We start from the raw sequence: 21,036 nt of genomic DNA, 5'->3' as shown, positions 1-21,036 counted from the left end.
TCAGTTGCAATTTGCTACTAAACAAGGGAGAGCAGATGGGCCCGACCATTGGCCTTGGCCGAAGGACGCTGTTCGCCGCGGTCTGCGCGGTCGCCGTCGCGAGCATCTACGTCGCCCAGCCGGTTCTCGCTCAGATCGGAACCGACCTGGGCGTACCGGATGCCCGGCTGGGGTGGATCGTCGCGGCCGGGCAGCTCGGCTATCTGGCGGGACTGGCCGCTCTCGTTACGTTGGGCGACATGATCGATCGGCGCAAGCTCATAGCGGGGCACCTTCTGCTGACCGCAACGGGCGCGGCGCTGGCCGCGACAGCCACTCGGGCCTGGGTGCTGCTTGTCGGACTGGTGGCCGCCGGCCTCTTCGCGGTCGTCGTCCAGACGACGGTCGCCTACGCCGCAGCTCTGTCCACGCCCGAGGAACGCGGCCGCAACCTCGGCGTGGTGACCTCCGGTGTCGTCATCGGCATTCTCGGGGCGCGCGTCGCGGCCGGCGCTCTGGCCGCAGTATGGGGCTGGCGCAGCGTGTACGTCGCGCTCGCCGTGCTCCTGGTGGCGCTGGCGTGCCTTGTCCTGAAAACCCTGCCGCCGGACACGCGCGCCGACCACACCACGTATCGACAGGTGCTGGCGTCGCTGGGTGGACTGTTCCGCGAGCGCCTGTTCATCTCGCGCGGGCTGATCGCGTTCTTCCTGTTCGCGTCCTTCGGCACGCTGTGGAGCGGCCTGGCGCTACCGCTCGCGGCCGCCCCGTGGCATCTGAGCACGGCGCAGATCGGCCTGTTCGGCCTTGCCGGCCTGGTCGGCGCGCTCGGTGCCGCCCGTGCGGGACGCTGGGCCGACGCCGGATTCACGAGCGTCGTCACCGGCGGAGCGCTCGTTCTCCTCGCCGCCTCATGGCTGGCCATCGGGCAAGCGTCGTGGTCGCTGTGGCTCGTCGTCATCGGCGTGGTCGTGCTGGATTTCGCCGTCCAGGCCGTGCACGTGAGCAACCAGCACCTGCTCACCATGGCCCACCCGCACCGCACCAGCAGCGTCGTCGGCGGCTACATGATCTTCTACTCCCTCGGCTCCGCGCTCGGCGCCACCACGACGACCACCGTGTTCGCCGGTGCCGGATGGGCTGGCTCCAGCATCCTCGGTGCGGCCTTCGCCGCCTGCGCGCTCGTGGTCTGGGCATCCAGCCGTCGCGTGGCGACCGGCCCGCGCCTGCCTCTGAACGACCGGCAGAAAGCGAGCCGGCCGTGACGCTTTGGCCGAATTCGGCGACTGCGCACACTCCCCAATTCGCATAACAAACGTTGCGTGAAATCTTGGGGCTCGGTACGGTGCCTCCATCGGCCGGCGCGCATGCCGGGATCTCTGGCCAGCACGAATGACGTTGCGGTGCTTGGCGGCCGGACTCCGGGTTGTCCGCATTGGAGCACCGATTCGAACCACATCAGCCGAGAGCACGCGGGAGGAACTCGAGTTGGTCGCCACGGAGTACACGGAAATGAAGTACGGCGAGGTCACCGTGCTCATCGGCGCGGAGCGGGGCGCCTACCCGTTCGGCAACTCGCTGGTGGTGCGCGGCAGCGACGCCGCGTTGGTCGTCGATCCGTCGCTGTCGTTGGTCGAAGCGGCGCCACCCGCGGACGTGGTCCTCGTGAGCCACGCGCATGAGGACCACGTCGCCGGTCTCGGAAGCTACGACGTGCCGGTTCACATCCACGAGGCGGACATCGACGGCCTGCGATCTCGCGAGGTCATGGTCGCCGGGTTCGGGCTCCCTCCCGACGCCATCGACGACGCCGACCGGAAGCTGCGGGATCTTTTCCACGTGAACGGTCGTCCGGATGCGCTGAAGTTCACCGACGGAGCCGTGTTCGACCTCGGTGGGCGCACCGTGACCGTGGTGCACCTTCCCGGTCATACGGCGGGTCACTGCGGCTTCCTGGTCGAGCCGGACGGATTCCTGTTCGTGGCGGATGTCGACCTGACGTCGTTCGGTCCTTACTACGGCGATGTCGGTAGCAGTCTTGTGGACTTCGAGGCGTCCATGCGCCGGTGCCGGGAGATCGACGCCCGCTGGTACGGCACGTCGCATCAGAAGGGTGTGATCGAGGGTGGCGATGAGTTCCGCAGGCGACTCGATGCCTTTGCCGGTGTGGTGGAGAAGCGGGACGCGGTGCTGCTGGGGCTGCTCGGTGAACCGCGGTCCGTCGCGGAGATCGTCGCGCACCGGCTGGTCTACCGGCCGCATGTGGAAGGCGCGCACGTGAATCCGGTCGAGCAGAGGACGGCGATGCGGCACCTGGACCGCTTGATCGGCAAGGGGCTGGTCGCAGAGGTCGAGCAGGGCCGGTTCCTCGCGACGTAGCGCTCGACTCCATCGGGCACCCACGGACGTTGACCGGTTCCGGCAGCAAGGTTTCGCTCCCGCAGTCGTCGGACTTGCGGTCGCGCGCTGGCCGACGGTGACTGATCGCGCGCCGCGGGAAGTGCGCGGGTTATGAGCCAGGCGTGCCCGGGGTGGGGGTGATCAGGGCGAGGGCGGCGTCGGTGAGGGCCTGGACCCGGCTCGGGGTGAATCTCTGGGGTTCGAAGGGGTGCATCAGCATCCAGCCGTCGCCCATGGCGACGAGCTGATCGGCGAGCAGGTCCGGGGGGATGTCGTCGCGGACGGTGCCTCGTGCTTGGCCGGTTTGGAGGATCGTGGTGTACGTGTCGCGGTGGTGCGCGTAGCGCTGCTCGATGACGGTGGCGAGGGCGGGTTCGTATCGGGCGTGGGCGAGCAGTTGGGACATTACCGGCCAGAATTCGGGATCGCCGGTGGTCAGATCCAGCCACCGCTGGAAGAGCGCTTTGATGTCGGTGTGCTCCCGGGCGGATTCCAGCATCGCGTCGTAGGTGTCGAACCGGCTTTCGGTCAACGCGGTGACCAGTTCCTCCTTGTTCGCGAAGTAGTAGGTCACCGCCCCGGTCGTGCACCCCGCGCGCTGGGCCACCTTGCGCAGTGATGCGTTGGCGTAGCCCTCCCGCGCGATCACCGACGTCGCCGCCTTCAGCAGCTCCGCCCGCTTCGCGGCGTGGTCCCCGGTCGGGCGGCCACGCTGCGCGGCCGGCTCGGTTCCGCCCTCGCCACCCGCCGGCCGGGCCTTCGTGTTCGGCACCCCGCCGATTCTGCCACACAATTTTCATAACGACCGTTGTGTGAAATTGCGGTTCCCGAGCTGCGGCGCGGGCTGTCGTGCACCCCAGTTTTGCATGATCATACGTCGCAATGCATACTCTCTTCCATGTCCAAGGTTCTCACCTCCCTGCCCACCGGCGAGCGCGTCGGCATCGCCTTCTCCGGGGGCCTCGACACCTCTGTCGCGGTCGCGTGGATGCGCGACAAGGGCGCCGTCCCGTGCACCTACACCGCCGACATCGGCCAGTACGACGAGCCCGACATCGCCTCGGTGCCCGGTCGTGCGCTGACCTACGGTGCCGAGCTCGCGCGCCTGGTCGACTGCCGCGCGGCGCTGGTCGAGGAGGGCTTGGCCGCGCTCACCTGCGGTGCGTTCCACATCCGCTCCGCGGGGCGCCCGTACTTCAACACCACGCCGCTGGGCCGGGCCGTCACGGGAACCCTGCTGGTCCGGGCGATGCTCGAGGACGACGTGCAGATCTGGGGCGACGGCTCGACCTACAAGGGCAACGACATCGAGCGGTTCTACCGGTACGGCCTGCTGGCCAACCCGCAGCTGCGCATCTACAAGCCGTGGCTGGACGCGGACTTCGTGTCCGAGCTCGGTGGCCGCAAGGAGATGTCGGAGTGGCTGCTGGCGCACGACCTGCCCTACCGGGACAGCGCCGAGAAGGCCTACTCGACCGACGCCAACATCTGGGGCGCGACGCACGAGGCCAAGACGCTGGAGCACCTCGACACCGGCATCGAGACCGTGGACCCGATCATGGGCGTGCGGTTCTGGGACCCGGAGGTCGAGGTCGCCACCGAGGACGTGACGATCGGCTTCGAACAGGGCCGCCCGGTGACGATCAACGGCAAGAAGTTCGCCACCGCGGTCGACCTGGTGATCGAGGCGAACGCGGTCGGTGGCCGGCACGGCCTGGGCATGTCGGACCAGATCGAGAACCGCGTGATCGAGGCCAAGAGCCGCGGCATCTACGAGGCGCCGGGGATGGCGTTGCTGCACGCCGCGTACGAGCGGCTGGTCAACGCGATCCACAACGAGGACACCCTGGCGTACTACCACAACGAGGGCAGGCGGCTGGGCCGGCTGATGTACGAGGGCCGGTGGCTGGACCCGCAGGCGCTGATGGTGCGGGAGTCGCTGCAGCGCTGGGTCGGCACGGCGATCACCGGCGAGGTGACGCTGCGGCTGCGGCGTGGTGAGGACTACTCGATCCTGGACACCACCGGCCCGGCGTTCAGCTACCACCCGGACAAGCTGTCGATGGAGCGTACCGAGGACTCGGCGTTCGGCCCGGTGGACCGGATCGGTCAGCTCACGATGCGCAACCTCGACATCGCGGACTCGCGCGCCAAGCTGGAGCAGTACGCGGGCATCGGCATGGTCGGCACCGGTCACCCGGCGCTCATCGGTGCCGCGCAGGCGGCGTCGACGGGGCTGATCGGGGCGATGCCGCAGGGTGGTGCCGAGGCGATCGCCTCCCGCGGCCGGGACTCCGAGGAGGGGCAGACCCTCGACCGGGCCGCGATGGAGTACGGCACGGACTGATCTGCGTTCTTGTGGGCCAGGTGGGGCGTCCCACCTGGCCCACAACGGCTTTCCTGGGTGTTCACCGCGTCGGGACAGGTCGGCGTCGGGCACCAGGATCGACTGCGGGTAGCCGCTTCCGTCGCTGACGACCACGCAGAACGCAGTGTGGTGGGCCGCCTTCCCGTGCGGTTGCGCGGGGGTTGGGTGGCGCGAGCCTCCCACCACAGCCCCTCCCCCATCCCCAGGCGCAGCACGATCAGTTGCGACAGGTCCATGAGGCGGCGGACTTCGGGTTGCCACGCGAGCACTGCCGGCGCGAGCGGGCGATCGAGTCCGTGTGCGGTCTCAGCCTGGTCGGCTTCGGGATTTGGCTGGCCGCGCCCCTCTGACGTACGCCGCGGCTACGCGGTGCGTGGTCATCGGTCGGCGCGGGCGTGCCAGCGGCCGTCGGTTCGGGTGATGCGGACCGGGTGGTCGAAGCACTTGCTGACCTCGTCGGTGGTCAGCACCTCGTCCACTCCCCCGGTGGCCAGGCAGCGTCCTTCGCGCAGCAGCATGGCGTGGGTGGTGCTGGCGGGGAGTTCTTCGAGGTGGTGAGTCACCAGCACGGTGGCCAGTTCGGGGTGTTCGGCGCGCAGTTCGTCGAGGCTGGTGAGCAGTTGTTCGCGGGCTGCGAGGTCCAGGCCGGTGGCGGGTTCGTCGAGCAGCAGCAGCCGTGGGAGGGGCATGAGGGCGCGGGCGATGAGGGCGCGGCCGCGTTCGCCCTGGGAAAGGGTGTTCCAGCGGGCATCGGTCTTGCCGCCCATGCCGAGCATGCCGATCAGGCGGTCGGCCTGCCGGGACTGTTCGTCGGTCGGCTGCCAGCGCGGGACCGGTTCGGTGGTGTTGGTGGCGCCGGTGAGCACGACGTCGCGGACCCGCAGCGGGCTCTGCAGGGGGTGGCGGGGGTTGATGTGGCCGACGTAGGAGCGCAGTTGCCGCATGTCGACCCGGCCGAGCCGGTGCCCGAGGACCTCGACCGTTCCGCGGGTGGGGTGGCTGACGGCACCGAGGAGGTTCAGCAGGGTGCTCTTGCCGGCACCGTTGGCGCCCAGCAGCGCCCAGTGCTGGCCGCGGTGGACCTCCAGCGAGATCGACTGCAGCAGGTAGTTCCCGTCGCGGACGACGTCGATGTCGGTGACCCGCAGGACGGGGCCGGTCTCGGTGGGCCGGGAGTCGATCACCGGATGGCCTCCAGGATCTCGCGCCCGGGCACGGCCGGGTGCTCGTGTGACGTGCACGGGGGTCGGACGCGAGGCTCGACTCGGCCTCGGCGCGGCCCTTCGGGAGACGTCCCGGAGTGGGTGGTGGCGCGGGCCCGGTGTCGCTCGCGGTCCCGGTGTCGCCGGGCCGCTGACCGTCCGATCATGGTCGGTACCGGAACCCTACCGGTTCCGCGATGTGGATCGTGTTGCCGGTGCGCCGCCCGGGATCGATACCCTGGTGAAAACCTGTTCACCTGCTATTGCGCCTAGTTGAGGATTCGATGCCGCCACCTGCCGCACATCCCGGGTTGCCGACGCTGGCCGACAGCGTCCGGCTGGCCGAGGACGGGGTGCACATCCTGGATCGCCGGGTGTTCCCGTTCGAGCACCGGTGGGTGCACGCCCGCACCGTGGAGGAGGTCGCCGCGGCGATCGAGGACATGGTGACGCAGTCGTCCGGGCCGTACTTCGCGGTGCTGTGGGGCATGGTGCTGGCCGCGCGGGAGACGGCCGGGCAGGATCCGGAGACCGCGCGCGAGCGGCTGCGGGCCGCCGGCGACCGGTTGATCGCCACCCGCCCGACCAACGACCAGCCGCGCAAGGCGGTGGAGTGGGTCATGGCGTCGGTGGACACCGGCGGCGATGAGGTGGCCGCCGCGGCGCTGGCCGGTGCGCGGGCCGGGGACGAGGACTACCGGCGGCGCAGCCGCGAGATGGGACGCGCCGGTGCGGCTCTGCTGCCGGAGGGCGGCCGGGTCCTGACGCACTGCTGGGGCGATCTGTACCTGGTGGGTCTGGTCGAGGCGGCGCTGGAGACCGGCAAGCGGCCGTCGTTCGTGTGCACCGAGACCCGCCCGTACCTGCAGGGCGCGCGGCTGACCGCGGAGACGCTGGCGGAGATGGGCGTGGACACCACGCTGGTCACCGACGGCATGCCGGCGTCGCTGATGCGGGTGGGTGAGATCGACGCGTTGGTGACCGCGAGCGACCGGGTCACCATGGACGGGCACGTGATCAACAAGGTGGGGACGTTGCAGCTGGCGGTGGCCGCGAACGCCTTCGGCGTGCCCTTCCACGCGTTGTGCCACGCCCCGGATCCCGCCTCGGCCACCGGCGCGGATGTGCCGATCGAGTTCCGCGACGGCGACGAGGTGCTGCACACCCTGGGGCGGCGCAGCGCCAGCGAGCGGGTGCGGGGACTGTACCCGGCCTTCGACATCACCGATCCGCGGTTCGTGACCACGGTGGTGACCGACCGGGGCGCGTTCGCGCCGGACCGGGTGCACGAGTACTGGAACGAGGAACGGGGGACGGCACGGTGAGCGTGCGGGTCGCGGCCAGGTGGGTCGTGCTGGACATCGAGGGAACGCTGACCGCCACCAGCCAGGTGCACGTGGTGCTCTACGACTACGCGCGGCCGCGGCTTGGGCCGTGGATCGACGCGCACGGCGACGATCCGGTGGTCGCCCAGGCGGTGGCGCAGGTCAAGGCCGACGCCGGGTTGGGTGAGCGGGCCGGCACCGCCGAGGTGGTGGCGGTGCTGCACGGCTGGATGGACGCCGACCGCAAGGCCAGTCCGTTGAAGACGTTGCAGGGGCTGATCTGGGCCGACGGGTACGCCCGCGGGGAGCTGACCACCGACTACTTCGCGGACGTGGTGCCGGCGTTGCGGTCGTGGCTGGACCGGGGCCTGCGGCTGGCGGTGTTCTCCTCGGGTTCGGTGGCCGGGCAGGTCGCGTCGTTCTCCAACACGACCTCCGGTGACCTGCGGGGGCTGTTCTCGCATCACTTCGACACGGTCAACGCCGGGCCGAAGCGGGAGCGCGCCTCCTACGATGCGATCGCCGCGGGGCTGGGTTCGGTCGCGGGCGAGATCGTGTTCTTCTCGGACGTGCCGGCGGAGCTGGATGCCGCCGCGGCGGCGGGCTGGCGGACCGTGGGGGTGGCCCGGGCCGGGGAGCCGTTCGCGGACGCCGATTTCGGGTCGCATCCGGTGGTGTCCACTTTCGACGATGTTGAGCTTGGGGTGATCGTGTGAGCGTCGGTCTGGAGCAGGCCGGGGCGGCGTTGGCCGCGGAGTCGGCGCGGATGGCGGGGCTGGGCTGGATGCGTGGCACGTCCGGCAACCTGTCGGTGACGTTGCAGCGGGAGCCGCTGCGGCTGGCGGTGACGGCCAGCGGCCTGGACAAGGGCGAGCTGACCGGCGAGGACGTGGTGGTCGTGGACTCCGCCGGGGCGGCAGTGCCCGATCAGCCCAATCCCGCGCAGCGGCCGTCGGCGGAGGCGGGGTTGCACGCGCGGATCGCGGCGGTGGCCGGTGCGGGTGCGGTGGTGCACGTGCACATGCTCTCGGCGGTGGTGGCCGGGCAGCGCTGGCCCGGTGGTGTGGTGCTGCGGGATCTGGAGATGCTCAAGGGTCTCGGGCGCCGCGACGACGATGTGATGACGGTGCCGGTGGTGCCCAACAGCCAGGACATGGGCGTGTTGGGCGATGCGTTCGAGGCGGGTTTCGACGCCGCGACGCCGGCGGTGATCGTGGCCCGGCACGGCTTGTACGTGTGGGGCCGGGATCTGGTGCAGGCCCGGCACCGCACGGAATGCTTGGACTGGCTGTTCCAGTTCACCTTGGCCACGAACGGAATCCAGGAGGGTGTGGCATGACGTTGCTGACTGTGTGGCCGGACACCGATCCCGGCACGGTGGAGCTGCGCACCGAGGACGGCGAGCGGATCGCGGACGTCCTCAAGCAGTTCGGGGTGCGCTTCGAGCGCTGGGAGCTCAAGGAGCTGTCGGCGGACGCGTCCGCCGACGACGTGCTGGCCGCGTATCGCGCCGAGGTCGACCGGGTCATCGACGCCGAGGGCTACATCAAGGTGGACGCGGCGGTGATGACGCCGCGCGACGGTGATCCGGAGTGGGCTCAGCAGGCGAAGGCGGCGCGGGAGAAGTTCCTGTCGGAGCACACCCACGACGATGACGAGGACCGGTTCTTCGCCCGCGGTGCCGGGGTCTTCTACCTGCACATCGGTGGGAAGGTGTACGCGGTGCTGTGCGAGGCGGGTGACCTGCTGAGCGTGCCTGCGAACACCACGCACTGGTTCGACATGGGGACGCGCCCGGATTTCGTGGCGATCCGGTTCTTCCACGACGAGGACGGCTGGGTGGGCGATTTCTGCGCCACGGACACCGCGGAGCGGTTCCCGTCGTTCGACGAGCTGATGGCCTCGCGGTGAAGCCGGCGCCGGGTGCGGACTTCTCCTTCCGCACCCGGCTTCTCCTTCTGGGGCAGGGTGACCGCGCCTGCCCATCGCGGTGATGAGCGCACGGCGTTGCTGGGTTTCCTGCAGCGGCAGCGCGATCTGGTGGCGTGGAAGGTTTCCGGGTCTTCGGATGCGGTGTTGCGGCCGGTGGCGACGCCGACGGGTTCGACCAGGTCCCCTCAGATCTGGTCCCCGGCGAGGAACCGCAGGACTCGGGGCAGTGCGTCGGTGGCCCGGTCCCAGCCGGTTTGGTGGTCGGCGCCGGGCAGCGAGAAGAACTCGGTGCCGGTCTGCTGCGCGAAGGTCCGCATCGGGTCGTGCCAGAAGTCCTCGGTGCCGGCGTACATGAGCATCGGGACGCCGGTGGTGGCGAGCGCGTGGTGCTGGCCGGGTTCGTGGGCGAAGGCCTGGAAGTTCGCGCGCAGTGCCGCGGGGTCGGCGGCGTCGATCACGGCGGCCAGTGCGGGGTCGGCGGTGGCCGCTTGGTGCATGAACGGGTAGGGGTCGGTGTCGGCCGGCAGGCCGAGGTGGCGCAGCACCGGGGCGATCGCGGAGCGGAATCCGTCGATGGGGTCGAAGGCGCCGGCGACGAGCCGGGTGAGCCGTTCGGGGGCGTGCACGGCGACGGCGTAGCCGGTGAAGGCTCCCAGCGAGTAGCCCCAGAACGCGGCTTCGGTGGCGCCGACGGCGTCGAGCACGGCGGTGACGTAGTCGGCGCGCCGGGCCAGGGCGTAGGCCGCGGGGTCGTGCGGGGCGTCGCTTGCGCCGAGGCCCAGCGGGTCCACGGTGATGACGGTGTGGGTGGCGGCGAGCGTTGTGGTGCAGCCGGTTCGGGTCCAGTGCGCGCCGGTCTGGAACATGCCCGGGTGCAGCAGCAGCGGGGGCCCGTCTCCGGCGATCTGGTAGGAGATCCGGTATCCGTTGCTGCGTGCGATGGGCACCCGAATTGCTCCTCGTCGCCGGTGGCTCCCCTGACGGTGGCGCCGACGCTACTGGGGTTGCGGCGGCGCCGGGTGTCGTTCCGCTTCGATCGCGGGAGGTTTTCGGGCGGCTCGGTTCCTGACGGGTTGGTCGTGGGTGATCTCTGCGAGTGGAATGTCGTGCGGGGCGGCCGAGAACCGCTTGATCAATACGACATGGTGTCGCGGATTGCCTGAACAACGGCGTCCGGCCGGAGCCAGGCGATGCCCGAGTGCCCGGCATCGTCCAGGCGGCGAACGCGGGCTCGGGGTAGCACCGCGGCCAGGTCGGTGTACAGCCGGTGCTTGGTCTGGTTGGACTCGGCCAGCGATGCGTGCGCTTCGGGCGGCACCAGCTCCTCGGCGAACGTGTCGGTCCCCATGGCGGACACGAAGATCAGCGGCACGTCGGGATCGGGTCCGGCGTCGCGGACTTCGCCGAACAGCCGCGGCAGGTTCATCGGCTCGCGCAGGGACTGCCGGTAGCCCTCGCTGCTGAACCCCTGATCCAGCAGCGGTTCGCGGATCTCGGCGGGCCAGGCGGCAAGCGCCCGGCCGAACGTGGTCCGGTACGCGGCCCGCATCGCGTCCAGCTGCTCGGGCGGGAACAGGTCGTCGGTGTTCGGGTTCCGCAGCCGCTGCGCTTTCTCCTCCGGCAGGTAGTCGACGATGTCCTCGTGAGTCGGGTCGAGCAGGACCGCGCCGGCGACGTCGCCGGGGAATCGCTTCGCGTAGAGCCGCGCGTACAGGCCGCCGAGCGAATGCCCGACCAGCACGTACGGGCCGGGTACGGTCGCGGCGCGCAGCAGTTCGTGCAGGTCGTCGGTCACCTGCGTGCCACTGCGCGGAAGGTCCACCACGTCGCTCCAGCCCATGCCGAGCCGGTCGTAGATCACGCTCGTGGTGAACTCGGCGACGAGGTTGTGCACGTTCCAGTAGTACAGGCCGGACATCCCACCACCGGCCAGGAACACCACGGGCGGCCCACCGGTGCCGGACCGGTGCAGCAGCATCGCTCCGTCCGGGACCTCGTAGCTCATCCCCAACGGGGGCCCGGTGTTCTCCGCCATGGCCTGTACTCCTGTCGTCGGGAGCCTGGTCAGCACATCGGAGCCGGCGGACCTGCCGGGCCGCACCCCCATTCACCAGGCTCGTCCACTCGCGGACCTGTGCTTGCCGGTCATCGCGGCAGGTTTCTGCGGTGTTCTGCGCGGTGGGCGAGGTGGTGTTCGATGCCGTTGAGCTGGTTGTTCAGGCCGAACTCGAACAGGTCGTCCAGGCCGAGTTCGACGCCGCTGGTCGCGGCGGCGGCCAGGTTCGGGTAGCGGCCGGTTCCCAGCAGGTTCCACATCTCGGGTTCGTCGGTGTCGTGGCGTTGCCTGCTGGTGATGCCGGTTTCCTGGGTGAGTTCCGCTTCTAGGGAGTGGCTCATGGCGATGCCGCCGACGTAGCCGTTGAGGCCGACGGCGATGCGCAGTTTGTCGCGGTGGTCGAGGCCGAGCCCGTCGAGGGTGGCGAGTTGCCATTCGACGTGGGCCATGCCGGCCGGCAGCAGCGGCGGCTGGGCCAGTGAGTTGAGGGCGATGGGCGCGAGCCAGGGGTGTCGCCGGTAGGTGGCCCATTGCCGGCGGGCGAGTTCTTCGAGGCGGGCGCGCCAGCCGCGGTGGCCGGGTCCGGGCAGTGGGGTTTCGGCGAGGGCGGCGTCGGCCATGAGCCGGAGGAGTTCGTCCTTGTCGGGGACGTGCCGGTACAGGGACATGGTGCCGGCGCCGAGTTCGGCGGCCACGCGGCGCATGGACACCGCGGCGCGGCCTTCGCGGTCGGCGATGCCGATGGCGGTGCGCACGATGCGTTCGCGGCCGGCGGGTTCGGTGGTTCGGGGTGACCGGGGCCGGGTGCGGCGGTGCGCTGTGGGGTCGCTGACGACGGTGCCGGTGCCGGGGACGGCGTGCACGAGGCCGTGCTGGCGCAGGGCGGCGAGGGCTTTGGTGGCGGTCGCCATGGCCACGCCCCATTCGTCGATGATCTGGCGGGTCGAGGGCACCTTGTCGCCGGGGCGGAGCCGGCCGGAGTCGATGCGGGCGCGGATGTCCTCGGCGATGCGCAGGTACGGCGGGTGGGGCCGGGATCCGGTGGTCATCGCTCCCCTTTCGGTTTCGCACTAGTGCACTACCCCGGGAAATTATAGGAAACCCCACGGATTCCCTTAAGGCGCACTAGTGCTATCCACGTATTTTCCGGGATTTTTCGTTGTACTGCAGCATGTTCGGCACCGCATCCAATACGGTGTACGCGTCAGGTGCGGGGTACGCACTCTCCTTTTTCGGGGTGGATCGATGAGCGTGGTGGCGGAACGTCCGGTGGTTGCGGAGGAATCGCGGGCGGTGCGGTGGTGGCGGCGGCCGTGGGTGGGCCCGTTGGCGTTGGTCGCGGTGGCGTTCGTGGTGGTGTCGGTGCCGCGGTACCTCACGCTTGATCCGGCGCAGTCGCTGGTGCCACCCGTGGAGTGGTTCGCGCCGTACTACCCGATGCTCGTGGCGCACGTGCTGTGCGGGTCGGTGGCGATCGTGAGCTGCTGCTTCCAGGTGTGGCCTGCGTTCCGGCGGCGGTATCCGGTGGCGCACCGCTGGATCGGCCGCGCCTACGTCTTCGCCGGGGTGCTGCCCGCGGCGGTGATGGCGACGGTGATCGGCACGATGTCGCCGTTCGGTCCGGTGGCGCGGGTGAGCAGCGTGCTGCTGGGGCTGGTGTGGTTCGGCTGCACGGTCGCGGGGTGGCGCGCGGGGCGGGCGCGGCGGTTCGGTGATCACCGCAAGTGGATGGTGCGGTCGTTCGTGCTGACCATCTCCACGGTCACCAACCGGGTGTGGGGGGGTGGTGGCGGGTGTGGTGCTGGGCCCGCAGCTGGAGACGACCTTCGGCGGCAACGAGCAGTACATGACGTCGACGATCGCCGGGCTGACGACGTGGCTGGGCTGGGTGGTTCCGCTGATCCTCGCCCAGCTGTGGCTGGACCGGCGGCCGAAGAAACGCGCCCGGGCCGCGAGCCGTTCCGGGGTGCCGGCTTGACCTGGAGTGCGGTGGAGGTTGAACGCTGGGGCGGTCTGGTTCGCCGAGCCGCCCGGGGGTGGTCGTGTCCGCGATCGATGTCGATGCCGCCACCACGGGCGGCTTGTTCTCCCGCCGCTACCGGTCGCTGACCTTCGGCGCACTCACGTTGATCTCGCTGGTGGCCTTCGAGTACGTGGCGGTGGCCACGGCGATGCCGACGGTCGCCCGTTCCCTGGACGGGTTGGCCCTGTACGCGGTGGCGTTCGGCGGGACGACGGCCGCCGGTGTGGTGAGCATGGTCGTCTCCGGCGGGTGGAGCGATGCGCGCGGGCCTGCGGTGCCGCTGCGGGTGGGGGTCGCGGTGTTCGCCGCGGGGCTGCTGCTGGCCGGGGTCGCGCCGGTGATGTGGGTGCTGGTGGCGGGCCGGATCGTGCAGGGCTTGGGCGGCGGGTTGATCTCGGTGGCCCTGTACGTGGTGGTGGGGCACGTGTTGCCGGAGGCGTTGCGGGCGCGGTTCTTCGGGATGCTGGCCGGGGCGTGGCTGCTGCCGTCGATCGTGGGCCCGCTGGTGGCGGGGCTGCTGGTGGAGAGGTTGAGCTGGCGGTGGGTATTCCTGGCGACGATGGTGCTGGCGGTGCCCGCGCTGGCGTTGGTGAGCCCGAGCTTGCGCGGGTTGTCCTGGCGTTCGCGGCCGCAGCGGCGCGGTTTCGACCGTCCGCTGTGGGCGGTGGGTGCGGCGGCGGGCGGGCTGCTGCTGCACTACGGCGGGCAGCAGACCGGTTGGCTGTCGGGAGTGCTGGTCATCGCGGGATTGGCGGCGTTGGTGGCGTTCGCGCCGAGGTTGTTGCCGGTGGGGACGTTCCGGGGCCGGGCGGGGCTGCCGAGCGTGGTGGCGTTGCGCGGTATCGCGGGTGCGGCGTTCTCGGCCGCGGAGGTGTTCGTGCCGCTGATGTTGTCGCGGGAACGGGGCCTGTCCCCCACCGCCGCGGGTTTGGTGCTGACCACCACCGCGGTCGGGTGGCTGGCGGGTTCGTGGCTGCAGGGCCGCCTGCCGGCGTGGAACCGGGTTCCGGTGCTGGGCGCGGCGCTGCTGGCCGCCGGGGCGGCGGGGGTGGCGACGACGGTCTTCGCGGCGGTGCCGCTGGTGGTGTGCATCGGCGGGCTCGCGATGATGTCGCTGGGGATGGGCCTGGTGTATCCGGTGTTGTCGACGTTGACGCTGCGGTTGTCGGCGCCGCGCGAGCAGGGCGTGAACAGTTCGGCGTTGCAGCTCAGCGAGTCGCTGTTCACCACGACGGTGCTGGCGGTGGCGGGCACGTTGTTCGCGGCGTGGCTGGTGTGGTCGCCTGCCACCGCGTATCTCGCGGGTTTCGGTCTCGCCGCGGTCCTGGCGCTGCTGGCCGTCGCGGTGGCCTTCCGCGCCCGGTGAAACCTGTCCTCGCGCCGATCGCCATGTCACCGGCCTGGTCGTAGGCTGCCCGGAAGTGCCCTTTCGGAAGAAGTTCGACTGGCGTGTCGATCCGCGGCGTTTCCCGTTCGACCTAGGGGTGAGCGGGTCCGAGCGGGACCCCCGGATGACCCAAGGAGACACCACCGTGAAGTACATGCTGATCATGCGCGCGACCGACGAGTCCTTCGAGGCGTTCCAGGACGTCGACTTCAACGAGATCATGGAGGCGATGGGCCGGTTCAACGACGAGATGATCCAGGCCGGTGTCCTCGTCGCCGCCGAAGGCCTCGACGACGCCACAGACGGCGTGGTCGTCGACTACTCCTCCCAGCCGCCGGTGGTCACCGACGGCCCCTACGGCGAGACCAAGGAACTGTTCGGCGGCTACTGGATCCTCGACGTCGCCTCCAAGGAGGAGGCCGTGGCGTGGGCCAAGCGCGCGCCGATGGCCGGCCCGGGCAGCAAGTGCGAGATCCGCCGGGTCACCAGCATCGACGAGTTCCCGCAGGACAACGAGTGGATCAAGAAGGAGCGGGCTTGGCGCGAGGCGACCGGCCAGCTCTGAGCCCGGACGCGATGGCGAACCCCACCGGCCGCGAGGCGGTCGCGGCGGTCTGGCGGATCGAGTCCGCGCGGATCGTCGGCGCCCTGGCCCGCTACACCGGCGATTTCGCGCTCGCCGAGGACCTCGCCCAGGAGGCGTTGGCGGAGGCGCTGGTGACCTGGCCGCGCGAGGGCGTGCCGCGCAATCCGGCGGGGTGGCTGCTCACCGTCGGCCGGCGTCGCGCGATCGACGCGTTCCGCCGGCGCTCCGCCCTCGACGAGCGGTACGCCGCCCTCGCCCACGACCTCGGCGAGGGCGGCGTGGCCTCGGGGCGCCCGCCCGTGAATGCGGATCGGGACGCCGAAGATGTGCTGTGGGATCCCGACCAGATCGACGACGACGTGCTCGCGTTGATGTTCACCGCCTGCCACCCCGTGCTGTCGCGGGAGGCGAGGGTGGCGCTCACCCTGCGGGTCGTCGGCGGTCTCACCAGCGACGAGATCGCCAAGGCGTTCCTCATCCCGACCGCCACCGTGCAGGCCCGGATCACCCGCGCGAAGAAGACCCTCGGGGCGGCGCGGGTGCCGTTCGCGGTGCCCGCGGCCGCGGAGCGCGCCGAGCGGCTGGGCTCGGTGCTCAGCGTGGTCTACCTGATCTTCACCGAGGGATCCTCGGCCAGCTCCGGTAGCGATCTGATCCGGCTCGACCTCGCGCGCGAGGCGCAGCGCCTCGCGCGGGTGCTGGCCCGCCTGGTGCCCGACGAGCCCGAAGTCTTCGGCCTGCTGGCGCTGCTGGAGCTGACCGCGGCGCGCTTCCCCGCCCGCACCGGGCCCGACGGCGAGCCGGTGTTGTTGGAGCACCAGGACCGCCGCCGCTGGGACCGCGCCGCGATCCGCCGGGGACGGGCGGCGCTGGCCCGCGCGGAACGGATCGGCCGGGGCCTGAGCGCCTACGGCCTGCAGGCGGCGATCGCCGAATGCCACGCCGTGGCGCCGTCGGTCGAGGAAACGAACTGGGAGCGCATCGTGCTCCGCTACGAGGCGCTCGGGCGGCTCGCGCCGTCACCGGTGGTCGACCTCAACCGGGCCGTCGCGGTCTGCATGGCGCGGGGACCGGCGGCCGCGTTGCCGATCGTGGACGAGCTGGCGGCCGCGCAGGCGCTACCGAACTCGCACCTGCTGCCCAGCGTCCGCGGGGAACTGCTCACCCGCCTGGGACGCATCGACCAGGCACGCACCGAACTGCAGCTCGCACTGCAGCTGTGCGGGAACGAACGCGAGCGGGCCGTGCTCGAACGCAAACTCGCCGACCTCGGCTGACCGGCAGCTACGCGGCTGCCACCAGAACGGCTGTGCCGAGCCGGAATTGTGCTGGGCCGCCGGGGTTGAGGAGGATGCTGGGCGCTGCCCAGCACCGGCCACCAGTACCGCATCAGGAGACCGATGCTCGTGAGGGTTCCCGCAGTACTCGCCGGAAATCGGGCGGATACGCCTGACCAGCGGTGTTCAGTATCCGACCGTTCATTGAACACGGGCGTCATGTCTCGGGTATCGCCGCGTGGCGGTGCGCGACTCGGCGGCACGCTTCGAGAAGTTCGGGTGGGTGCAGGTCGGTGAGGTCGGTGTCGAAAGTGGCGAGAATTCCGGCGATGCCGACCCAGGACCAGGCGCCGAGGACGAGACGGCAGTGATCGGCGTCGAGGTGTTCGACGACGGAGCCACCGGGTGCCCAGCGGGCCACGATGTGGGCGGGCAGGTTGAGTCGTGCGCTGCCGGTGCATTGCCAGGCGGCGGGAGTGTCGCCGCGGTCATGGCTGCTCATGACGAAGTGGGCGAGGTCGCCGCCGGGCAGGTCGCGATGGCCGAAGCCGCGGGTCGTGGGGCGGGGGTGCAGCCGGTCCACCCGGTGCACTCGCCACTGGTGGTCGTCGAGGTCGTAGGCGATGAGGTACCACCGGCCCGCCCACACCACGAGGTGATGGGGTTCGAGGCGGCGGGCTGCAGCGAAGTCCTGGTCTTCGGGGGCGGGGCGCGTCCCGTCGGGGCGTAGGAGTTCGGTGACGAGGACGTGACGCAGACGCACCGCGGTGCCGACGGTGCTGAGCGCGGCGGGATCGATCGGTGGTGCGGGGAACTCCCAATAGTTCTGCAGCCGGGTCAGGCGCAGGGATTCCATCGCGGCGCGCATCGTCTCGGGCATGGCTTGCTGCAGGGTGGCCAGTGCCCTGGCGGTGTCGTCCTGCAGGCCGAACACGGTGCTGGGCGCGGTCTGCAGCGCGATGGCGATCGCGAGCGCTTGGTCGTGGTCGAACAGCAGCGGCGGCAGGGTGTGTCCGGTGCCGAGGCGGTAGCCGCCGTCGGGACCGCGGACGGTCTCGACCGGGTAGCCGAGTTCGCGCAGGGTGTCCAGGTCGCGGCGGACCGTGCGCTCGCTGACCGCGAGCCGGGCGGCGAGGTCGCGCAGCGGCCATTGCCGGCGTGATCCGAGCAGGGACAGCAGCCGTAACGCCCGACGTGAGGTGGTCGCCATCACCCCATCCTGGCACCGGTACTGGTCATTCGGTGTCCACTACCGGTGTCACCGTCGGGTCGGACAAGTGATCGGTCAAGTGGAGGACGGATGAGCATGCGCGTCGTGGTGGTCGGGGGCGGGATCGGCGGGCTCGCGTTGGGTGCCGGGTTGCGCCGCAGCGGCTATGAGGTGGCGGTGTTCGACCGTGACACCGATGTCGCCGCGACCGGCGGCTACCACATCACCCTTGACCAGCGAGCCCAGTCGGCGCTGGGACGACTGGTGGCGCCGGAGGTCATGCGACGGCTGCTGGCGTCGGGGTCGGCGCTGCGGCTGCGTGAGCGGGACGCGTTCTGGGACCGCCGTGGCCGTCTGCTCGGGTACGGCCCGGATCTGGCCGGCAGCGCGAGCATCGACGTCGACCGCATCACGCTGCGCACGCTGCTGGCCGAAGCCGTCGGCGAGGACCTGCATCTCGGGCGGGACGCGTCGGGGGTTGGTTACGACGAGCACGGGATGCCGCGGGTCGCGTTCGCCGACGGCACGTCGGTCACTGCGGATCTGGTGGTCGGCGCCGACGGCACCCATTCGGTCATCGCCCGGCATCTGGCGGCAGGAGCGACCAACCGCCCGGCCGGCATCATCGGATTTTCCGGCCGTACCCGCCGCGCCGACCTCAGTGCCGCTGAACAGCAGCGGCTCGGGTCGCGCTCGACGATGGGAATCGGCCCGCGGGGCGTTGCGCTCTATGTCGGATTCCTCGACCCGGTCGGCAACGCCGCGCTCGACGCCCCCGAGCTGCGCAGGTCGGTCACCACGGGCCCGACCTACATCTGGGGCGCGATGTTCACCGAATCCGCTCGGACCGAATCCCTGCGTGACCTGCGCGGCGCCCAGCTGCAGGCCGCTCTGCTCGACCGGTTTCGCGACCGCCGGTGGACCGATCACACCCTGGAGGTCATCGCCCGCGCCGATCCGGCCAGTGTGGCCGCGTTCCGGTTCAACGCCGCCTCGACCCGCGCCGCCGAACTCGCGCCGTGGAACGCCGGCCGTATCACCGCCCTCGGTGACGCCGTCCATGCCACACCACCCACCGCCGGCATGGGCGCCGGCGCGGCCATTCAAGACGCCGCTGACCTGCTCGGCCAGCTCGACACCATCTCCGAGGACGCCACGACGCTCGCCGACGCGATCGGTCGATTCGAAGCCCGGATGCGCCGGCGCGGCAGTGAAGTCCTCACCTCGGCCATGAAGACCGTTCGCTTGATCCTGGTCACCGACACCACCCTCGGCGCCGTGGCCACCGCGATGGCCACCCCGATCATGGCCGCTGCCGCCCGGCTCGGGCGCTGACCGCCCACTCCTACCCCACCGTCGTGCTTCCTCGATCCGAACCCGTGCCGAGATCAAGTATTCGCACGCCGGCCGGAATCGTGATCGTCGCGCGGTGCCTGCCCGGTGATCGGGTGGGCGGTGAAGACTGTGGGGCATGGAGTTCTTCTGCTATCACCGCGACCGGCGCGGTTCCTTGGGGCTGCGCGAGGCACTGCTGGAAGCACATTGGTCCTACATGGACCGGTTTGCGGAGGTGATGATCGCCCGGGGTCCGACCCTCGACGGCGACACGCCGACCGGCAGCGTGCACATCGTCGACCTTCCTGATCCCGCTGCTGCGCGCGCGTTCGCCTTCGACGAGCCGGGCTACCAGGCCGGGGCGTACCGGGATGTGCTGCTGCGGCGCTGGCGCAACGTGCTGGGCCGCACGATGTGGGACTTCCCCGGCGGCAGCAGCGGCGGCAACCGGTACCTGGTGCTCGGTCTCGGTGCGGGGCAGGCGGTGGGTCTCGAGGTGCCGCGGGGCCGGGACGCCCTGATCGCGTACGGGCCGCTGCTGTCCGACGACGGCACTGCCTGGCTGGGCACGGCAGCGCTGGTCCGGGCGCAGGACCCGGACGAGGCGCGGGGTGTCCTCGACGCGGACCGCTACGCCGATGTCGAGGTGCACACGTGGCAGTCCGGCGGGCGCCGGTAGAAGGAGTTCTGCCTGACGCGGTTCGCGGTCCGGGCATCGGCCGGACCCCTGTGGGGCATCGCGGCGTGTTCCTGGCGGCGATGCCCCACAGGGAGCGGGGGTCAGTTCAGGTGCGCTTCGAGGGCGTCGGCTCCGGCGGTGGCTCCGCCGCAGTCGTGGATGATCTGGCGCATCCGCTGGAGGCTGGCGCGGACCTGTTCGTCGGTGGCGATGTCGTCGACCGCGGTGCGCAGTTCGGCGGCGGTGACGGTGTCGGGGTCGAGGCGGCGGCCGAGGCCGAGTTCTTCGGCGCGGCTGGCGTTGGCGGCTTGTTCGGGCATTTGCGGCACGGCGACCAGGGGCACCCCGGCGTGCAGGGATTCCATGGTGGAGTTCATGCCGGTGTGGGAGAGGAAGACGGTGGCGTGGCGCAGGACCGCGGGCTGCGGGAAGGAGGCTCGCACGTCGAAGTTGGCGGGGATCTCACCGAGGCCGGCGGGGGCGACGTGCTGCCCGGTGGACATGGCGACCTGCCAGGGGCTGTCGGCGAACGCCTCGAAGCACATGCGGTAGAACTCCGGGCGGTTGTTGAACGCGGTGCCCAGGGAGATGAACAGCAGCGGGGCGCCCGCGTCGCGGGGCAGCCAGGGCTGGTCGTGGCGGTCGCCGAGCAGCGGGCCGATGAAGTGGAACCGCTCGTCGAAGGTGTCGCCGGCGAGCTGGAATTCCCGGGGCAGGAACACCAGGTTGAGCTCGGCCGGCGGCGCACCGAAGGGCAGTTGGGCGCGGACGCCGAACTCGGCGCCGATCTGCTGGATCCGCTGGCCGAATTCGGCGAAGGCCTCGGGGGAGAATGCGGCGTTGTCCTTGGCGATGGTGTCGAAGAGGGAGAACTTCTCGTTGGCGGCGAAGCTGGGCACCAGTGCGATCAACGGGATGCCGAGGTCGTCGGCGAGCATGCGCCCGATGGGACTCATGATGTCGACGCAGACGGCGTCCGGCGGGTCGGCGCGGAAGTGCTCGCGCAGCGGCGGGAAGCTGTTCTTGATGTCGTCGACGAAGAACTGCATCAGCCTCCCGACCGGCGGCGGGCCGGTTTGCGCCTGGGGCGGTATTTCCGGCACATCGGTGGGCAGTTCGACGACGTCGGCGCCGGTGGCTTCCACGGCCTGGACCATCTTCGGGCCGGTGGCGTAACTGACCCGGTGGCCGCGGCGCAGCAGTTCGGTCACCAGGGGCAGGGTGGGGTTGATGTGGCCGGCGGCGGGCATGCTGATGAACGCGAAGTGCTTCTTCAT

At 70.7% G+C, this 21,036-nt stretch carries 20 protein-coding genes and 1 pseudogene; 14 read left to right on the top strand and 7 right to left on the bottom strand.

What is annotated here, in order from left to right; genetic code table 11:
* The first annotated feature begins 35 nt into the window (after positions 1 to 35).
* A complete protein-coding gene (locus AC07EQ_RS04330; protein ID WP_478386742.1) occupies positions 36 to 1,244 on the top strand; it encodes an MFS transporter in 1,209 nt (402 codons plus the stop codon).
* Positions 1,245 to 1,467: 223 nt separating this feature from the next.
* A complete protein-coding gene (locus AC07EQ_RS04325) occupies positions 1,468 to 2,358 on the top strand; it encodes an MBL fold metallo-hydrolase (RefSeq protein WP_478386503.1) in 891 nt (296 codons plus the stop codon).
* 130 nt (positions 2,359 to 2,488) lie between these two features.
* On the opposite strand, the gene AC07EQ_RS04320 is transcribed toward AC07EQ_RS04325, so the two are convergent.
* Entirely contained in the window at positions 2,489 to 3,151 is a 663-nt protein-coding gene (locus AC07EQ_RS04320) for a TetR/AcrR family transcriptional regulator (RefSeq protein ID WP_478386502.1), read from the bottom strand.
* A 126-nt stretch (positions 3,152 to 3,277) separates the two neighbouring features.
* On the opposite strand from AC07EQ_RS04320, the gene argG reads away from it, so the two are divergent.
* Complete coding sequence (argG, locus tag AC07EQ_RS04315) at positions 3,278 to 4,726, top strand: argininosuccinate synthase (RefSeq protein ID WP_478386501.1); 1,449 nt, start codon at positions 3,278 to 3,280, stop codon at positions 4,724 to 4,726.
* A 398-nt stretch (positions 4,727 to 5,124) separates the two neighbouring features.
* Here argG and AC07EQ_RS04310 read toward each other — a convergent pair whose 3' ends face one another.
* Complete coding sequence (locus AC07EQ_RS04310) at positions 5,125 to 5,931, bottom strand: ABC transporter ATP-binding protein (RefSeq protein ID WP_478386500.1); 807 nt, start codon at positions 5,929 to 5,931, stop codon at positions 5,125 to 5,127.
* A gap of 302 nt (positions 5,932 to 6,233) precedes the next feature.
* On the opposite strand from AC07EQ_RS04310, the gene AC07EQ_RS04305 reads away from it, so the two are divergent.
* The 4 genes from AC07EQ_RS04305 to AC07EQ_RS04290 are packed head-to-tail and all read left to right on the top strand — an operon-like array spanning position 6,234 to position 9,185.
* Entirely contained in the window at positions 6,234 to 7,274 is a 1,041-nt protein-coding gene (locus AC07EQ_RS04305) for a s-methyl-5-thioribose-1-phosphate isomerase (RefSeq protein ID WP_478386499.1), read from the top strand.
* Positions 7,271 to 7,990 carry an acireductone synthase gene (gene mtnC, locus AC07EQ_RS04300; protein WP_478386498.1) on the top strand — a complete coding sequence of 240 codons (720 nt, stop codon included), beginning with the start codon at positions 7,271 to 7,273 and terminating at the stop codon, positions 7,988 to 7,990. The genes AC07EQ_RS04305 and mtnC overlap by 4 nt, the downstream gene beginning before the upstream one ends.
* Positions 7,987 to 8,613 carry a methylthioribulose 1-phosphate dehydratase gene (mtnB, locus tag AC07EQ_RS04295; RefSeq protein ID WP_478386497.1) on the top strand — a complete coding sequence of 209 codons (627 nt, stop codon included), beginning with the start codon at positions 7,987 to 7,989 and terminating at the stop codon, positions 8,611 to 8,613. The genes mtnC and mtnB overlap by 4 nt, the downstream gene beginning before the upstream one ends.
* Positions 8,610 to 9,185: a 1,2-dihydroxy-3-keto-5-methylthiopentene dioxygenase gene (locus tag AC07EQ_RS04290; protein ID WP_478386496.1), complete on the top strand. Its 576-nt coding sequence runs from the start codon at positions 8,610 to 8,612 to the stop codon at positions 9,183 to 9,185. The genes mtnB and AC07EQ_RS04290 overlap by 4 nt, the downstream gene beginning before the upstream one ends.
* A gap of 206 nt (positions 9,186 to 9,391) precedes the next feature.
* Here AC07EQ_RS04290 and AC07EQ_RS04285 read toward each other — a convergent pair whose 3' ends face one another.
* The 3 genes from AC07EQ_RS04285 to AC07EQ_RS04275 all read right to left on the bottom strand — a co-directional run bounded on the left by AC07EQ_RS04285 (position 9,392) and on the right by AC07EQ_RS04275 (position 12,311).
* On the bottom strand, positions 9,392 to 10,153 hold the full coding sequence (locus AC07EQ_RS04285) for an alpha/beta fold hydrolase (RefSeq protein WP_478386495.1): 762 nt from the start codon (positions 10,151 to 10,153) through the stop codon (positions 9,392 to 9,394).
* A 185-nt stretch (positions 10,154 to 10,338) separates the two neighbouring features.
* Positions 10,339 to 11,241 (bottom strand): alpha/beta fold hydrolase, encoded by a 903-nt coding sequence (locus AC07EQ_RS04280; protein WP_478386494.1) that lies wholly within the window; start codon positions 11,239 to 11,241, stop codon positions 10,339 to 10,341.
* Positions 11,242 to 11,351: 110 nt separating this feature from the next.
* Entirely contained in the window at positions 11,352 to 12,311 is a 960-nt protein-coding gene (locus AC07EQ_RS04275; RefSeq protein ID WP_478386493.1) for a TetR/AcrR family transcriptional regulator C-terminal domain-containing protein, read from the bottom strand.
* A gap of 196 nt (positions 12,312 to 12,507) precedes the next feature.
* Between AC07EQ_RS04275 and AC07EQ_RS04270 the strand changes: the two are divergent.
* The 5 genes and pseudogenes from AC07EQ_RS04270 to AC07EQ_RS04250 all read left to right on the top strand — a co-directional run.
* Positions 12,508 to 12,981 (top strand): annotated as a pseudogene (locus tag AC07EQ_RS04270) (DUF2306 domain-containing protein); the annotation flags it as partial.
* Positions 12,982 to 13,048: 67 nt separating this feature from the next.
* Positions 13,049 to 13,240 (top strand): hypothetical protein, encoded by a 192-nt coding sequence (locus AC07EQ_RS04265; protein WP_478386757.1) that lies wholly within the window; start codon positions 13,049 to 13,051, stop codon positions 13,238 to 13,240.
* Between the two features lie 64 nt (positions 13,241 to 13,304).
* Positions 13,305 to 14,651 carry an MFS transporter gene (locus AC07EQ_RS04260; RefSeq protein ID WP_478386492.1) on the top strand — a complete coding sequence of 449 codons (1,347 nt, stop codon included), beginning with the start codon at positions 13,305 to 13,307 and terminating at the stop codon, positions 14,649 to 14,651.
* A 166-nt stretch (positions 14,652 to 14,817) separates the two neighbouring features.
* Positions 14,818 to 15,237, top strand: coding sequence for a YciI family protein (locus AC07EQ_RS04255; RefSeq protein ID WP_478386491.1), 420 nt, complete (start codon positions 14,818 to 14,820; stop codon positions 15,235 to 15,237).
* Between the two features lie 11 nt (positions 15,238 to 15,248).
* The gene (locus AC07EQ_RS04250) at positions 15,249 to 16,535 is read left to right on the top strand and encodes an RNA polymerase sigma factor (RefSeq protein WP_478386741.1); all 1,287 of its coding nucleotides are present in this window, start codon (positions 15,249 to 15,251) and stop codon (positions 16,533 to 16,535) included.
* 217 nt (positions 16,536 to 16,752) lie between these two features.
* Here the strand turns inward: AC07EQ_RS04250 and AC07EQ_RS04245 are convergent, their stop codons facing one another.
* On the bottom strand, positions 16,753 to 17,745 hold the full coding sequence (locus AC07EQ_RS04245) for a helix-turn-helix transcriptional regulator (protein ID WP_478386490.1): 993 nt from the start codon (positions 17,743 to 17,745) through the stop codon (positions 16,753 to 16,755).
* A 90-nt stretch (positions 17,746 to 17,835) separates the two neighbouring features.
* Here AC07EQ_RS04245 and AC07EQ_RS04240 point away from each other — a divergent pair, with 90 nt between their 5' ends.
* Positions 17,836 to 19,080: an FAD-dependent monooxygenase gene (locus tag AC07EQ_RS04240; RefSeq protein ID WP_478386489.1), complete on the top strand. Its 1,245-nt coding sequence runs from the start codon at positions 17,836 to 17,838 to the stop codon at positions 19,078 to 19,080.
* Positions 19,081 to 19,216: 136 nt separating this feature from the next.
* Positions 19,217 to 19,759: a YciI family protein gene (locus AC07EQ_RS04235; RefSeq protein ID WP_478386488.1), complete on the top strand. Its 543-nt coding sequence runs from the start codon at positions 19,217 to 19,219 to the stop codon at positions 19,757 to 19,759.
* Between the two features lie 101 nt (positions 19,760 to 19,860).
* Here AC07EQ_RS04235 and AC07EQ_RS04230 read toward each other — a convergent pair whose 3' ends face one another.
* Positions 19,861 to 21,036: a macrolide family glycosyltransferase gene (locus AC07EQ_RS04230; RefSeq protein ID WP_478386487.1), complete on the bottom strand. Its 1,176-nt coding sequence runs from the start codon at positions 21,034 to 21,036 to the stop codon at positions 19,861 to 19,863.

The organism is Saccharopolyspora sp. NPDC045839, assembly GCF_056431645.1.
This window is presented reverse-complemented; position numbering and strand designations above follow the sequence as displayed.